The organism is Enterobacter cloacae complex sp. P16RS2 (genome assembly GCF_014982155.1).
Classification (GTDB): Bacteria; Pseudomonadota; Gammaproteobacteria; order Enterobacterales; family Enterobacteriaceae; genus Enterobacter; species Enterobacter cloacae_M.
Window position 1 is genome coordinate 13,390 of the sequence record NZ_JADCKW010000062.1, and the last position, 12,651, is coordinate 26,040.

At 51.8% G+C, this 12,651-nt stretch carries 18 protein-coding genes; 12 read left to right on the forward strand and 6 right to left on the reverse strand.

Going from position 1 to position 12,651, the window contains the following annotated elements:
- Window positions 1–6 precede the first annotated feature (6 nt).
- From rpsD to INF68_RS22635, 6 genes are all read left to right on the forward strand, one after another.
- Window positions 7–627 (forward strand): 30S ribosomal protein S4, encoded by a 621-nt coding sequence (gene rpsD, locus INF68_RS22610; protein WP_004868345.1) that lies wholly within the window; start codon window positions 7–9, stop codon window positions 625–627.
- A 25-nt stretch (window positions 628–652) separates the two neighbouring features.
- Window positions 653–1,642, forward strand: a complete 990-nt coding sequence (rpoA, locus tag INF68_RS22615) for a DNA-directed RNA polymerase subunit alpha (protein ID WP_002919219.1) — start codon at window positions 653–655, stop codon at window positions 1,640–1,642.
- Between the two features lie 40 nt (window positions 1,643–1,682).
- Window positions 1,683–2,066 carry a 50S ribosomal protein L17 gene (gene rplQ, locus INF68_RS22620; protein ID WP_001216368.1) on the forward strand — a complete coding sequence of 128 codons (384 nt, stop codon included), beginning with the start codon at window positions 1,683–1,685 and terminating at the stop codon, window positions 2,064–2,066.
- 107 nt (window positions 2,067–2,173) lie between these two features.
- Window positions 2,174–2,542: a DUF1992 domain-containing protein gene (locus tag INF68_RS22625; protein ID WP_126787482.1), complete on the forward strand. Its 369-nt coding sequence runs from the start codon at window positions 2,174–2,176 to the stop codon at window positions 2,540–2,542.
- A gap of 2 nt (window positions 2,543–2,544) precedes the next feature.
- Window positions 2,545–2,970: a Zn(2+)-responsive transcriptional regulator gene (zntR, locus tag INF68_RS22630; RefSeq protein ID WP_109846648.1), complete on the forward strand. Its 426-nt coding sequence runs from the start codon at window positions 2,545–2,547 to the stop codon at window positions 2,968–2,970.
- 56 nt (window positions 2,971–3,026) lie between these two features.
- Entirely contained in the window at window positions 3,027–3,242 is a 216-nt protein-coding gene (locus INF68_RS22635) for an alternative ribosome-rescue factor A (RefSeq protein ID WP_109846649.1), read from the forward strand.
- Here the strand turns inward: INF68_RS22635 and mscL are convergent, their stop codons facing one another.
- The 5 genes from mscL to def all read right to left on the reverse strand — a co-directional run bounded on the left by mscL (window position 3,243) and on the right by def (window position 8,020).
- Window positions 3,243–3,653, reverse strand: a complete 411-nt coding sequence (gene mscL / locus INF68_RS22640) for a large-conductance mechanosensitive channel protein MscL (RefSeq protein ID WP_023309449.1) — start codon at window positions 3,651–3,653, stop codon at window positions 3,243–3,245.
- Window positions 3,654–3,799: 146 nt separating this feature from the next.
- Window positions 3,800–5,176 carry a Trk system potassium transporter TrkA gene (gene trkA / locus INF68_RS22645; RefSeq protein ID WP_008503482.1) on the reverse strand — a complete coding sequence of 459 codons (1,377 nt, stop codon included), beginning with the start codon at window positions 5,174–5,176 and terminating at the stop codon, window positions 3,800–3,802.
- A gap of 22 nt (window positions 5,177–5,198) precedes the next feature.
- A complete protein-coding gene (gene rsmB / locus INF68_RS22650) occupies window positions 5,199–6,485 on the reverse strand; it encodes a 16S rRNA (cytosine(967)-C(5))-methyltransferase RsmB (RefSeq protein WP_109846655.1) in 1,287 nt (428 codons plus the stop codon).
- A 52-nt stretch (window positions 6,486–6,537) separates the two neighbouring features.
- Window positions 6,538–7,485 carry a methionyl-tRNA formyltransferase gene (fmt, locus tag INF68_RS22655; protein WP_023333663.1) on the reverse strand — a complete coding sequence of 316 codons (948 nt, stop codon included), beginning with the start codon at window positions 7,483–7,485 and terminating at the stop codon, window positions 6,538–6,540.
- Between the two features lie 25 nt (window positions 7,486–7,510).
- A complete protein-coding gene (def, locus tag INF68_RS22660; protein ID WP_006812188.1) occupies window positions 7,511–8,020 on the reverse strand; it encodes a peptide deformylase in 510 nt (169 codons plus the stop codon).
- A 127-nt stretch (window positions 8,021–8,147) separates the two neighbouring features.
- On the opposite strand from def, the gene dprA reads away from it, so the two are divergent.
- From dprA to INF68_RS22690, 6 genes are read left to right on the forward strand one after another with little or no spacing between them, the layout of a single operon-like run.
- Complete coding sequence (gene dprA / locus INF68_RS22665; RefSeq protein ID WP_126787483.1) at window positions 8,148–9,272, forward strand: DNA-protecting protein DprA; 1,125 nt, start codon at window positions 8,148–8,150, stop codon at window positions 9,270–9,272.
- On the forward strand, window positions 9,244–9,717 hold the full coding sequence (smg, locus tag INF68_RS22670; protein WP_008503477.1) for a DUF494 family protein Smg: 474 nt from the start codon (window positions 9,244–9,246) through the stop codon (window positions 9,715–9,717). The genes dprA and smg overlap by 29 nt, the downstream gene beginning before the upstream one ends.
- A 26-nt stretch (window positions 9,718–9,743) precedes the next feature.
- Window positions 9,744–10,298, forward strand: coding sequence for a type I DNA topoisomerase (locus tag INF68_RS22675; protein WP_023309445.1), 555 nt, complete (start codon window positions 9,744–9,746; stop codon window positions 10,296–10,298).
- Window positions 10,291–10,863: an L-threonylcarbamoyladenylate synthase type 1 TsaC gene (gene tsaC, locus INF68_RS22680; protein WP_033146781.1), complete on the forward strand. Its 573-nt coding sequence runs from the start codon at window positions 10,291–10,293 to the stop codon at window positions 10,861–10,863. Before INF68_RS22675 ends, tsaC begins: the two co-directional genes overlap by 8 nt.
- Window positions 10,864–10,867: 4 nt before the next feature.
- Window positions 10,868–11,686, forward strand: a complete 819-nt coding sequence (aroE, locus tag INF68_RS22685) for a shikimate dehydrogenase (protein WP_109846652.1) — start codon at window positions 10,868–10,870, stop codon at window positions 11,684–11,686.
- Window positions 11,683–11,931: a DUF1488 domain-containing protein gene (locus tag INF68_RS22690; protein ID WP_048976997.1), complete on the forward strand. Its 249-nt coding sequence runs from the start codon at window positions 11,683–11,685 to the stop codon at window positions 11,929–11,931. Before aroE ends, INF68_RS22690 begins: the two co-directional genes overlap by 4 nt.
- Here the strand turns inward: INF68_RS22690 and INF68_RS22695 are convergent.
- A complete protein-coding gene (locus INF68_RS22695) occupies window positions 11,907–12,461 on the reverse strand; it encodes a gamma carbonic anhydrase family protein (RefSeq protein ID WP_109846653.1) in 555 nt (184 codons plus the stop codon). The two genes, INF68_RS22690 and INF68_RS22695, sit on opposite strands and share 25 nt — an antisense overlap.
- Window positions 12,462–12,651 lie beyond the last annotated feature (190 nt).

The window sequence follows — 12,651 nt, forward strand, 5'->3', positions numbered from 1 at the left end:
TAGAAAATGGCAAGATATTTGGGTCCTAAGCTCAAGCTGAGCCGTCGTGAGGGCACCGACTTATTCCTTAAGTCTGGCGTTCGCGCGATCGATACCAAGTGTAAAATTGAACAAGCTCCTGGCCAGCACGGTGCGCGTAAACCGCGTCTGTCTGACTATGGTGTGCAGTTGCGTGAAAAGCAAAAAGTTCGCCGTATGTACGGTGTGCTGGAGCGTCAGTTCCGTAACTACTATAAAGAAGCAGCACGTCTGAAAGGCAACACAGGTGAAAACCTGCTGGCTCTGCTGGAAGGTCGTCTGGACAACGTTGTATACCGTATGGGCTTCGGCGCTACTCGTGCTGAATCACGTCAGCTGGTTAGCCACAAAGCAATCATGGTAAACGGTCGTGTTGTTAACATCGCTTCTTATCAGGTTAAAGCGAATGACGTTGTTAGCATTCGTGAGAAAGCGAAAAAGCAATCTCGCGTGAAGGCCGCTCTGGAGCTGGCTGAGCAGCGTGAAAAGCCAACCTGGCTGGAAGTTGATGCTGGCAAGATGGAAGGTACGTTCAAGCGTCAGCCAGAACGTTCTGATCTGTCTGCGGACATTAACGAACACCTGATCGTCGAGCTTTACTCCAAGTAAAGCTTAGTACCAAAGAGAGGACACAATGCAGGGTTCTGTGACAGAGTTTCTAAAACCGCGCCTGGTAGATATCGAGCAAGTGAGTTCGACGCACGCCAAGGTGACCCTTGAGCCTTTAGAGCGTGGCTTTGGCCATACTCTGGGTAACGCACTGCGCCGTATTCTGCTCTCATCGATGCCGGGTTGCGCGGTGACCGAGGTTGAGATTGATGGTGTACTTCATGAGTACAGCACCAAAGAAGGCGTTCAGGAAGATATCCTTGAAATCCTGCTCAACCTGAAAGGGCTGGCGGTGAGAGTTCAGGGTAAAGATGAAGTTATTCTTACTCTGAATAAATCTGGCATTGGCCCTGTGACTGCAGCCGACATCACCCATGACGGTGATGTTGAAATCGTCAAGCCGCAGCACGTGATCTGCCACCTGACCGATGAGAACGCAGCTATTAGCATGCGTATCAAAGTTCAGCGCGGTCGTGGTTATGTGCCGGCTTCTGCCCGAATTCATTCGGAAGAAGATGAGCGCCCAATCGGCCGTCTGCTGGTCGACGCATGCTATAGCCCTGTAGAGCGTATTGCCTACAATGTTGAAGCAGCGCGTGTAGAACAGCGTACCGACCTGGACAAGCTGGTCATCGAAATGGAAACCAACGGCACAATCGATCCTGAAGAGGCGATTCGTCGTGCGGCAACCATCCTGGCAGAACAACTGGAAGCTTTCGTTGACTTACGTGATGTTCGTCAGCCGGAAGTGAAAGAAGAGAAACCAGAATTCGATCCGATCCTGCTGCGCCCTGTTGACGATCTCGAATTGACTGTCCGCTCTGCTAACTGCCTCAAGGCAGAAGCTATCCACTATATCGGTGATCTGGTACAGCGTACCGAGGTTGAGTTGCTGAAAACGCCGAACCTGGGTAAAAAATCTCTTACTGAGATTAAAGACGTGCTGGCTTCGCGTGGTCTGTCTCTGGGCATGCGCCTGGAAAACTGGCCACCGGCAAGCATTGCTGACGAGTAACCGGATCACAGGTTAAGGTTTTACTGAGAAGGATAAGGTCATGCGCCATCGTAAGAGTGGTCGTCAACTGAACCGCAACAGCAGCCATCGCCAGGCTATGTTCCGCAACATGGCAGGTTCACTGGTTCGTCATGAGATCATCAAGACGACCCTGCCTAAAGCGAAAGAGCTGCGTCGCGTAGTTGAGCCGCTGATTACTCTTGCCAAGACTGACAGCGTTGCTAATCGTCGTCTGGCATTCGCCCGTACTCGTGATAACGAGATCGTGGCAAAACTGTTTAACGAACTGGGCCCGCGTTTCGCGAGCCGTGCCGGTGGTTACACTCGCATTCTGAAGTGTGGTTTCCGTGCAGGCGACAACGCGCCGATGGCTTACATCGAGCTGGTTGATCGTTCAGAGAAAGCAGAAGCTGCTGCAGAGTAATCTGCAGTAACGTAAAAAAACCCGCTCCGGCGGGTTTTTTTATATCCGCGATACCACCACTTCTCTAAAATGTCTGTATCAATTCTGTTCAATCCCAGGAGCTGGTAATGTGGTTGCTCGACCAGTGGGCAGAACGCCATATTCGCGATGCCCAAAAAAAAGGTGAATTCGACGATCTCCCGGGAAGCGGCGAACCCCTTACGCTTGACGATGATTCGCACATCGCGCCTGAACTACGGGCTGGATACCGTTTGCTGAAAAATGCGGGCTGTCTCCCCCCGGAGCTCGGACAGCGCAGAGAAGCTGTTGAACTGGCCGATCTTCTCAAAGAGATCCGCCATGACGATCCACGACATTCTGAACTTAGCCGCCGTCTCGCCCTGCTTGAACTCAAGCTACGCCAGGCTGGGATGAACACTAATTTTCTTCACGGTGAATACGGTGAAAGATTGATGCAGAAAATAAGCGAGGAGTAGTTATGTACCGCATCGGTGAACTTGCGAAGCTTGCGAACGTTACGCCGGATACCATCCGATATTACGAAAAGCAGCAGATGATCGATCATGAAGTACGTACTGAAGGAGGCTTTCGCCTTTATAACGATAACGATCTGCAGCGCCTGCGGTTTATTCGTTATGCACGTCAGCTCGGTTTCACGCTGGATTCGATCCGCGAGTTATTATCGATCCGCATCGATCCGGAACATCACACCTGCCAGGAATCTAAAAGCATCGTGCAGGCCCGGCTGGATGAAGTCGAAGCACGTATACAGGAACTGCAAACCATGCAGCGCTCTCTGCAAAGGTTGAATGATGCCTGCTGCGGTACGGCACACAGCAGCATTTATTGTTCAATCCTCGAAGCCCTTGAACAGGGAGCGAGTGGAGAAACGCAGCGCTGTTGATTTTTAGTGCAACCGGGTTTAGACTTCCGTCGACTAAATCATGCTCAGGAGAATTTATGAGCCGCTATCAGCACACGAAAGGACAGATTAAAGACAATGCCATTGAGGCACTACTTCACGACCCGCTATTCAGACAGCGCGTTGAGAAGAATAAAAAAGGGAAAGGAAGTTATCTGCGTAAAGACAAGCATGCAAAACGGGGTAACTGGGAGGCCAGTGGCAAGCAAGCGAATCGCTTATTTACCACTGGCCTTCCTGCTTTTATCTATTGATTAGACGCGGTTATTCTGCTCTTTTAACAGATCACGGATCTCACTTAACAGCACTTCTTCTTTCGTTGGCGCAGGTGCTGCAGCCGGCTCTTCTTTTTTACGGTTGAGCCTGTTGATCAGCTTGATAGCCATAAATATGGCAAATGCGACAATCACAAAATCAAATACGTTCTGAATAAATACACCGTAGTGCATTACTACTGCCGGAACATCACCCTGCGCTTCACGCAGCGTGAAAGCGAACTGTTTGAAATCAATGCCCCCGATTAGCAACCCTAAAGGTGGCATGATAATGTCGGCCACTAATGATGAAACAATCTTGCCGAATGCTGCACCAATAATGACACCCACTGCCAAATCCACCACGTTTCCGCGCATCGCAAATTCGCGAAATTCTTTAATAAAACTCATTTTGTTCTCCTTGTGCCAGCTGACGACTATAAGTTTAACAAATGATTAGCTAATTGCCATTCGTGATAATTAAACGTTATGCAAAATAAAAGGCACAGAAATGAGAAGGATAAAGAGTGGGTACCCCATTGAGAGCACCCGACACATTAAAGGAAGAATGGACTTGGCTGGAATAAACGTTCGACGTCGGTAATAAACTTTTTATCGGTAAGGAACATAATAACGTGATCGCCTTGCTCAATTCGTAAATTATCATTGGCAATCATGACATCATTTCCGCGCACAACGGCGCCGATAATCGTGCCTGGCGGCAGTTTAATTTCGTCGATCGAACGGCCGACGACGCGTGACGTCGTTTCATCTCCATGAGCAACGGCTTCAATGGCTTCCGCTACGCCACGGCGGAGCGATGACACACCGACAATATCCGCTTTACGAACATGGCTCAGGAGAGCGGAAATTGTCGCCTGCTGAGGGGAAATGGCAATATCAATAACGCTGCCCTGAACCAGATCGACATACGCCTTACGCTGGATAAGCACCATTACTTTTTTAGCCCCCATGCGCTTCGCGAGCATGGCGGACATTATATTCGCCTCGTCGTCGTTGGTGACGGCAATAAAGAGATCAACTTGATCAATATGCTCTTCAGCCAGCAACTCCTGATCAGACGCATCACCATAAAATACAATCGTATTTTGCAGTTTTTCCGCCAGTTCAGCAGCACGCTGTTGATCGCGCTCGATCAACTTCACGCTGTAATCTTTTTCCAGCCGATGTGCCAGACCGGCACCAATATTGCCGCCGCCGACCAACATAATGCGTTTATAGGGTTTTTCGAGACGCTGAAGTTCACTCATCACCGCACGAATATGCTGTGAGGCCGCAATAAAGAAGACCTCATCACCAGCTTCGACAATCGTGGAGCCTTGCGGGCGAATTGGCCTGTCATGACGGAAAATCGCTGCAACGCGCGTATCGATATGCGGCATGTGCTCGCGCATGGTGGAAAGCGCATTGCCGATCAATGGTCCGCCATAATAGGCCTTAACCACTGCCAGGCTCACTTTGCCCTCGGCAAAGTTCACCACCTGCAGGGCACCCGGATATTCGATCAGGCGATAGATATTGTCGATAACCAGCTGTTCTGGCGCGATGAGGTGGTCAATGGGGACCGCTTCCGAATTAAACAGTTTTTCAGCATCGCGAACATAGTCCGGAGAGCGAATACGCGCAATTCGGTTTGGCGTGTTGAAAAGCGAGTATGCTACCTGACAGGCCACCATATTGGTTTCGTCAGAACTGGTTACCGCAACCAGCATGTCGGCATCGTCGGCGCCCGCCTCACGAAGAACACGTGGGTGCGAACCATGACCCTGCACCACGCGCAGGTCAAACTTGTCCTGTAATACACGCAGACGATCGCCGTTGGTATCAACAATGGTGATGTCGTTGTTTTCGCCAACCAGGTTTTCCGCCAGCGTTCCGCCCACCTGTCCTGCACCCAGAATGATAATCTTCATATCTCGTGACCTGTTCTCAACATCACTCTTTGATTAGCTTAGCGTAAAAGAAGCCATCGCCCTCTTCAGCACCCGGCAGGTTCTGCAGACCCGGGGATTCAGGCGTTCCCGTATCGCGCAGCGCGGCGTCCGGCGTACGTTTAAGGAAGGCCGCGATTTGCTGGCTGTTTTCTTCCGGCAGTACGGAGCAGGTCGCATAGACCAGCGTTCCGCCAGATTTAAGATGCGGCCAAATGGCGTCGAGAATGTCGGATTGCAGTTGGGCAAGTTCCTGAATATCACGATCGCGGCGTAGCCACTTGATGTCCGGATGACGACGAATAACACCGGTTGCAGAGCAGGGGGCATCCAGCAAAATGCGATCGAATTGCGTTTCACCACACCATTCTGCGGGTTTGCGTCCATCGCCCTGCTTAACCTGAGCCTTCATGCCCAGACGCTTAAGGTTGTCGTAGACGCGTGAGAGACGCTGTTCATCGACGTCCACTGCCATCACGCTGGCCTGCGGAGCCACTTCCAGAATATGCGTCGTTTTGCCCCCAGGTGCGGCGCAAAGATCGAGGATCTGCTCACCATTTTTGGGTTCAAGCCAGGTCATGCAACCCTGCGCCGAGGCATCCTGTACGGTAACCCAGCCCTCATCAAAACCGGGTAATGCATGTACCGGTGCCGGTGAGGCCAGACGTACAGCATCCGGATAGGCTTGATGCGGGAATCCACTCATTCCAGCTTCTTCAAGCAATGCCAGCCATGCGTCTCGGGTGTGGTGATTCCGATTCACGCGTAACCACATTGGCGGACGCTGATTGTTGGCATCGACAATCTCCTGCCACTGCTGTGGATAGGCTTTTTTCAGGCGCTTCAACAGCCAGTCCGGGTGCAGGAAACGTGCTTCGCTTTGGGCAAATTCAGCCAGAAGCTCTTCCTGCTGTCTCTGGAACTGACGCAATACGCCGTTGATCAGCCCTTTCAGCTGAGGACGTTTAATCGCAACGGCACCTTCCACCGTCTCTGCCAGCGCGGCGTGAGGTGGGATGCGGGTATGAAGAAGCTGATAAAAACCCACCATAATCAAATAGTGTACGGTGCGCTGCTTGCCTGTCATTGGGCGTGACATCAGCTTATTAATGAGCCACTCAAGCTGAGAGAGCGTGCGCAGGACGCCAAAGCAGAGCTCCTGAAGTAGGGCTTTATCTTTATCAGAGACTTTTTGTTGCAGAGGGGGCAGGACGTTACTTAATGACTGCCCCTGCTCGATAACCTGCTCAATGGCCTGAGCCGCCATACTGCGTAAATTTTGTTTTTTCATAACCGTAAAAATAAAAATGCCCGGAAACACCGGGCCTTAAGGATAAATTTGCTCAGGCAAGGCGATTGCCCGGGATAAACCATTCGCGGCGGGAATTTAACAGATCCTGAGCGCTCATGGCTTTCTTACCGGCCGGTTGGAGCGATTCAAGGTTCAAAATCCCTTGCGCAGTCGCCACCTGGATGCCGTTTTTGTTAGCGTCAACAATCGTACCGGGTTCTGCCGTGGTAGTACCGCTAATGACGGAGGCTTTCCAGACTTTCACCGGCTGCTCATCAATCTCCATCCAGCTCATTGGCCACGGATTAAAAGCGCGAATGCAGCGTTCAAGTTGAGCGGCCGAAAGGGACCAGTCGATCCGCGCTTCTTCTTTGCTCAGTTTTTCGGCATAAGTCACCAGCGCGTCATCCTGAACTTCCGGTTTCGCCGTATTGTCAGCAAGCTGCTGGAGCGTCTCGATAAGCCCTTGTGGACCAAGGTCTGCCAGTTTGTCATACAGCGTAGCGCTGGTATCGTCTGACGTTATGGGGCACGCCAGTTTATACAGCATATCGCCGGTGTCTAAACCTACGTCCATCTTCATGATGGTAACGCCCGTTTCGGCATCACCCGCCCAGAGCGAGCGCTGGATAGGTGCAGCACCACGCCAGCGCGGAAGCAGAGACCCATGCACGTTGATGCAACCCAGGCGTGGCATATCAAGCACAGCTTTTGGCAAAATTAAACCGTAAGCCACCACCACCATTACGTCGGCATTCAGATCAGCAACCAGCTGCTGATTTTCCTGTGGGCGCAACGATGCTGGCTGGAAAACGGGTAGCCCATGCTCTTCTGCCAGCACCTTTACAGGGCTCGGCATCAGTTTTTTGCCGCGACCAGCAGGACGGTCCGGCTGGGTAAAGACGCCAACAACCTGGTGACCAGACGATAACAGCGCGTCAAGATGACGCGCTGCAAAATCAGGGGTTCCCGCGAAGATAATACGTAGTGTTTTAGACACGATGATCCTTGTATCCGGGGGGACGTTATGCGCGAGAACGCAAACGATCCAGTTTCTCTACTTTTTGACGAATACGCTGCTGTTTCAGCGGCGAGAGATAATCGATAAACAGTTTACCGACCAGGTGATCCATCTCATGCTGAATACAAATTGCCAGCAGGTCGTCTGCTTCCAGTTCGAACGGGTTACCGTCACGATCCAGAGCGCGAATTTTCACCTTTTCGGCACGCGGTACTAAAGCGCGCTGTTCAGGAATGGACAGACAGCCTTCCTCAATACCGGTTTCGCCACTCTTTTCGAGTAGCTCAGGGTTGATCAGCACCAGACGCTCATCGCGATTTTCGGAAACATCAATCACGATAATACGCTTATGAATGTCCACCTGGGTCGCCGCCAGGCCAATGCCTTCTTCGGCGTACATGGTATCGAACATATCATCAACGATACGCTGGATTTCTGCATTCACTTCTTTGACCGGTTCAGCGACGATGCGAAGGCGCTCGTCCGGAATATGTAACACTTGCAAAACTGCCATAAATTTCCAGAGTCGTGTTCAGGAGTTGATAAGAATACTCTCTCTATTCTAGACAAATCCCCCATCGATTGACAGCATCAGTGACCAATCGCAATGATTGCGGAGGCCGCTTATGGCAGGGGAAAGGATGACGTCTACCGAGATATGGCTACGGCTAATACACACTGGGTCTCTGTGTGGTGATGTAATGCTGGAAGCGGCTGCGCGACTGCAGAAGCAGGAACACCTCAACGCGCTCGTGGTCAGAGAGGCCGGACTGACAGCAAAGCAGGCTGAACGCTTCTTTGCACTCGATGAGAGCGAACTGGAACGTAGCCTTATGTGGCTTGAGCAGCCGGGACATCATTTATTAACGGCCAACCATCCCCTTTATCCTCCTTTGCTCCGCACGATTCCTGATTATCCCGGGGCGTTATTCATAAAAGGTAAACCTGAGGCGCTTAATACCGTTCAGCTGGCGGTAGTAGGGAGTCGTGCGCCGTCATGGTACGGCGAGCGATGGGGGAAAATCCTGTGCGAACAACTGTCACAAAGCGGTTTCACTATCACCAGCGGGCTGGCCTGCGGTATTGACGGCGTAGCCCACAGCGCGGCGCTGTCAGTTAAGGGACGAAGCGTAGCGGTGCTGGGGAACGGTCTTTTTAGCATTTATCCACGCCGGCATCAGGCGTTGGCGATGCGGCTTATCGAATCTGACGGCGCTATAGTGTCTGAGTTTCCGCTTTCCGCACAGCCCAGGCCGGCAAACTTTCCGCGTCGCAATCGGATTATCAGCGGGCTTAGCAAAGGCGTTCTGGTAGTTGAAGCGGCGCGCCGAAGCGGTTCGCTGGTCACGGCGCGATGCGCGCTCGAACAGGGGAGAGAAGTCTTCGCCTTGCCTGGTCCGATAGGTAATCCCGGATGCGAGGGACCCCACTGGCTGATTAAGCAAGGGGCAACGCCGGTAACGGAAGTAGGAGATATTCTTGAAAATTTGCAATATGGGTTGCAATGGCTGCAGGAAGATCCCGAAAAGCGACAATATTCATCAGATCAGGGAAAGGTGGCATTGCCATTTCCCAAGCTCCTGGCTAACGTAGGAGATGAGGTAACACCTGTTGACGTTGTCGCTGAACGTGCCGGCCAACCTGTGCCAGTAACGGTAGCACAGCTACTCGAACTGGAGTTAGCAGGGTGGATCGCAGCTGTACCCGGCGGCTATGTCCGATTAAGGAGGGCATGCCATGTTCGACGTACTGATGTATTTGTTTGAGACTTACATCCATAACGAAGCAGAAATGCGAGTGGATCAGGACAAATTGACACAGGATCTTACCGATGCGGGGTTTGAACGGGAAGATATCTATAATGCGTTGATGTGGCTGGAAAAACTGGCTGATTATCAGGAAGGCCTGGCCGAACCGATGCAGCTTGCTTCTGACCCATTGTCAGTACGCATTTATACAGCGGAAGAGTGTGAAAGGCTGGACGCCAGCTGCCGGGGATTCATCTTATTCCTTGAGCAGATTCAGGTGCTGAACCTCGAAACGAGAGAAATGGTGATAGAGCGCGTCATGGCGCTGGATACAGCAGAATTTGAACTGGAAGATCTCAAGTGGGTGATCCTGATGGTTCTGTTTAATATCCCGGGCTGTGAAAACGCCTATCAGCAAATGGAAGAATTACTCTTTGAAGTGAATGAAGGTATGCTGCACTAATTCAATGTGCAGCACCAAGAGTTGTTATGGCCAAATCAGCACTATTCACGGTGCATAAAAACGAGCCCTGCCCGCAGTGCGGGGCTGAACTTGTTATTCGGTCCGGGAAACACGGCCCGTTTCTCGGTTGTTCACACTATCCGGAATGTGATTATGTCCGTCCCCTGAAAAGCCAGGCGGATGGACATATCGTTAAAATTCTGGAGGGTCAGTATTGCCCCCTCTGCGGTGGTGAATTAGCCCTGCGGCAGGGGCGATTCGGCATGTTTATTGGATGTAGCCGCTACCCGGAATGTGAGCATACGGAACAAATTGATAAGCCTGATGAAACGGCAATTGCGTGTCCACAGTGTCAGCGCGGTCAGTTGGTACAGCGCCGCTCCCGTTATGGTAAGACTTTCCATTCGTGCGATCGCTACCCTGAATGCCAGTTCGTTATCAATTTTAAACCGGTAGCGGGAACCTGCCCTCATTGCAATTATCCGCTACTTATAGAGAAGAAAACCGCGCAAGGCATGAAACGCTTCTGCGCCAGTAAACAATGTGGAAAGCCGGTTACGGCGGATCAAAATAGTGAATAATAACCTGCCATCAGGCTCCATTGCGCATGCTGTGGACGTGCTGAAAAAAGAAGAAGTCATCGCCTATCCAACTGAAGCTGTTTTTGGAGTCGGTTGCGATCCTGACAGCGAGACGGCCGTGAGCCGACTGCTTGCCTTAAAACAAAGACCCGTTGAGAAAGGGCTGATTTTGATCGCTGCGAATTACGAGCAGCTTAAACCCTATATCGATGACTCCATGCTGACGCCGGCGCAGCGCGAGACTATCTTCTCCGCGTGGCCTGGCCCGGTGACCTTCGTTTTCCCGGCGCAGCCGACAACGCCTCGCTGGTTAACCGGACGTTTTGATTCCCTCGCCGTTCGCGTAACTGACCATCCGCTGGTGGTTGAGCTGTGTCTGGCATTTGGTAAACCGCTGGTCTCAACCAGCGCCAACTTGACCGGATTGCCACCTTGCCGGACAACCGAAGAAGTACTGGCGCAGTTCGGGAATGACTTCCCAGTCGCTGTCGGTGAAACGGGAGGGCGCCTGAATCCGTCTGAAATTCGCGATGCTTTGACCGGCGAACGTTTTCGCCAGGGGTAATCTCATGGAAACCTATGCTGTTTTTGGTAATCCGATTGCACACAGCAAGTCACCGTTGATCCATCAGCAATTTGCGAAGCAGCTGCAGATAAATCATCCCTATGGTCGCGTACTGGCACCGGTGGATGGATTTATTCCAACGCTGGAGGCTTTTTTCGCCGCGGGCGGTAAAGGCGCGAATGTGACGGTTCCTTTTAAAGAGGAAGCCTTCGAACGAGCGGATGAGCTCACCGAGCGCGCTTCACTGGCTGGTGCTGTCAATACCCTAAAACGGCTTGAGGATGGGCGCCTTTTGGGTGACAACACCGACGGGATTGGTTTACTTAGCGACCTGGAACGACTGTCGTTTATTAAGCCCGGGTTTCGGGTCCTGCTGATTGGTGCGGGTGGCGCATCGCGGGGAGTACTGTTGCCTCTGCTTTCACTGGACTGCGCGGTGACCATTACCAACAGAACCTTTTCCCGAGCGGAAGCGCTGGCGGAGTTATTTGCGCATACCGGCAGCGTGAGCGCGGTAGCGCTTGACGATCTTGCCGATCGTGAGTTCGACCTTGTCATCAACGCCACGTCCAGCGGCATCAATGGCGAGATCCCGGCAATTCCCGCTTCTCTGGTCAGCGCGCATATGTACTTCTATGACATGTTTTATCAGAAAGGGAAGACGCCTTTCCTTAACTGGTGCGAACAACACGGCGCGAAGCAGTTAGCCGATGGGTTAGGAATGCTGGTGGGTCAGGCTGCGCATGCGGTGCTGCTCTGGCATGGCGTGTTGCCTGCGGTCGAACCTGTCATTGAAAAGTTAAAGCAGGAGCTTTCGGCGTGAACCAGGCTATTCATTTCCCGGACAGAGAAAACTGGGATGAGAGTAAACAAGCGGTCTGTTTTCCGGTGCTGGTGCAGGGTATGCAACTTACCTGTGCCATTCATGGGGAAACGCTGTTACGTCGTTTTGGCGGTTCAGACCCGATAGCAGTATTTTGCGAAAATCGCTGGGATCTGGAAGAGGAAGCCAGCGATTTAATCCGCGAACAGCAGGAAGACGATCAGGGCTGGGTTTGGTTGTCCTGATCCAAATAGTCATTCTTCCATTTAACGTAGTTGCTCGCCGAGTATTTTAACCCTTCGATCTCTGCCTCCTTCAGGGGGCGGATCTGTTTTACCGGGCTTCCCAGGTAGAGATAGCCACTCTCCAGCCGTTTGTTCGGCGGGACCAGGCTACCAGCACCAATCATTACGTCATCTTCTACTATGACGCCATCCAGCAAAATCGACCCCATGCCAACAAGTACGCGATTTCCGATAGTGCAGCCGTGAAGCATCACTTTATGGCCGACGGTAACCTCTTCTCCAATGATGAGGGGATTACCGTCCGGGTTATAGGCGGATTTGTGCGTGACATGCAGAACGCTGCCGTCCTGAATATTGGTACGGGCGCCAATCGACACATAGTTAACATCTCCCCTGATGGCGACGAGCGGCCAGATGCTGACGTCATCGGCCATTCGGACATCGCCGATCACCACGCTGCTGGCATCGATCATCACGCGATCGCCTTTTTGGGGGAAGAGATCTTTATAAGGACGTAATACTGCGGGCATATCTACCTCTAACAATGAGCGCTATACAGAAGACTTTGATCATAGTAATGGATCGAGGCAAGGCAAAATACGTCAATATTTAAGCAGATCGGGCGGGATTTCAGCGAAAAGCGCGGAAAATCAGCAGTCGGAAAAAAAGATCTAAAAAATACTTGTGCTAAAAAATGGGATCCCTATAATGCGCCTCCAT

Coding starts and splice junctions, on each gene's coding strand:
- aroE (WP_109846652.1), top strand. CDS start 10,868: ATGGAAACCTATGCTGTTTTTGGTAATCCGATTGCACACAGCAAGTCA.
- INF68_RS22625 (WP_126787482.1), top strand. CDS start 2,174: ATGTGGTTGCTCGACCAGTGGGCAGAACGCCATATTCGCGATGCCCAA.
- rplQ (WP_001216368.1), top strand. CDS start 1,683: ATGCGCCATCGTAAGAGTGGTCGTCAACTGAACCGCAACAGCAGCCAT.
- dprA (WP_126787483.1), top strand. CDS start 8,148: ATGACGTCTACCGAGATATGGCTACGGCTAATACACACTGGGTCTCTG.
- def (WP_006812188.1), bottom strand. CDS start 8,020: ATGGCAGTTTTGCAAGTGTTACATATTCCGGACGAGCGCCTTCGCATC.
- trkA (WP_008503482.1), bottom strand. CDS start 5,176: ATGAAGATTATCATTCTGGGTGCAGGACAGGTGGGCGGAACGCTGGCG.
- INF68_RS22635 (WP_109846649.1), top strand. CDS start 3,027: ATGAGCCGCTATCAGCACACGAAAGGACAGATTAAAGACAATGCCATT.
- INF68_RS22675 (WP_023309445.1), top strand. CDS start 9,744: ATGGCCAAATCAGCACTATTCACGGTGCATAAAAACGAGCCCTGCCCG.
- rsmB (WP_109846655.1), bottom strand. CDS start 6,485: ATGAAAAAACAAAATTTACGCAGTATGGCGGCTCAGGCCATTGAGCAG.
- rpoA (WP_002919219.1), top strand. CDS start 653: ATGCAGGGTTCTGTGACAGAGTTTCTAAAACCGCGCCTGGTAGATATC.
- zntR (WP_109846648.1), top strand. CDS start 2,545: ATGTACCGCATCGGTGAACTTGCGAAGCTTGCGAACGTTACGCCGGAT.
- rpsD (WP_004868345.1), top strand. CDS start 7: ATGGCAAGATATTTGGGTCCTAAGCTCAAGCTGAGCCGTCGTGAGGGC.
- mscL (WP_023309449.1), bottom strand. CDS start 3,653: ATGAGTTTTATTAAAGAATTTCGCGAATTTGCGATGCGCGGAAACGTG.
- smg (WP_008503477.1), top strand. CDS start 9,244: ATGTTCGACGTACTGATGTATTTGTTTGAGACTTACATCCATAACGAA.
- INF68_RS22695 (WP_109846653.1), bottom strand. CDS start 12,461: ATGCCCGCAGTATTACGTCCTTATAAAGATCTCTTCCCCCAAAAAGGC.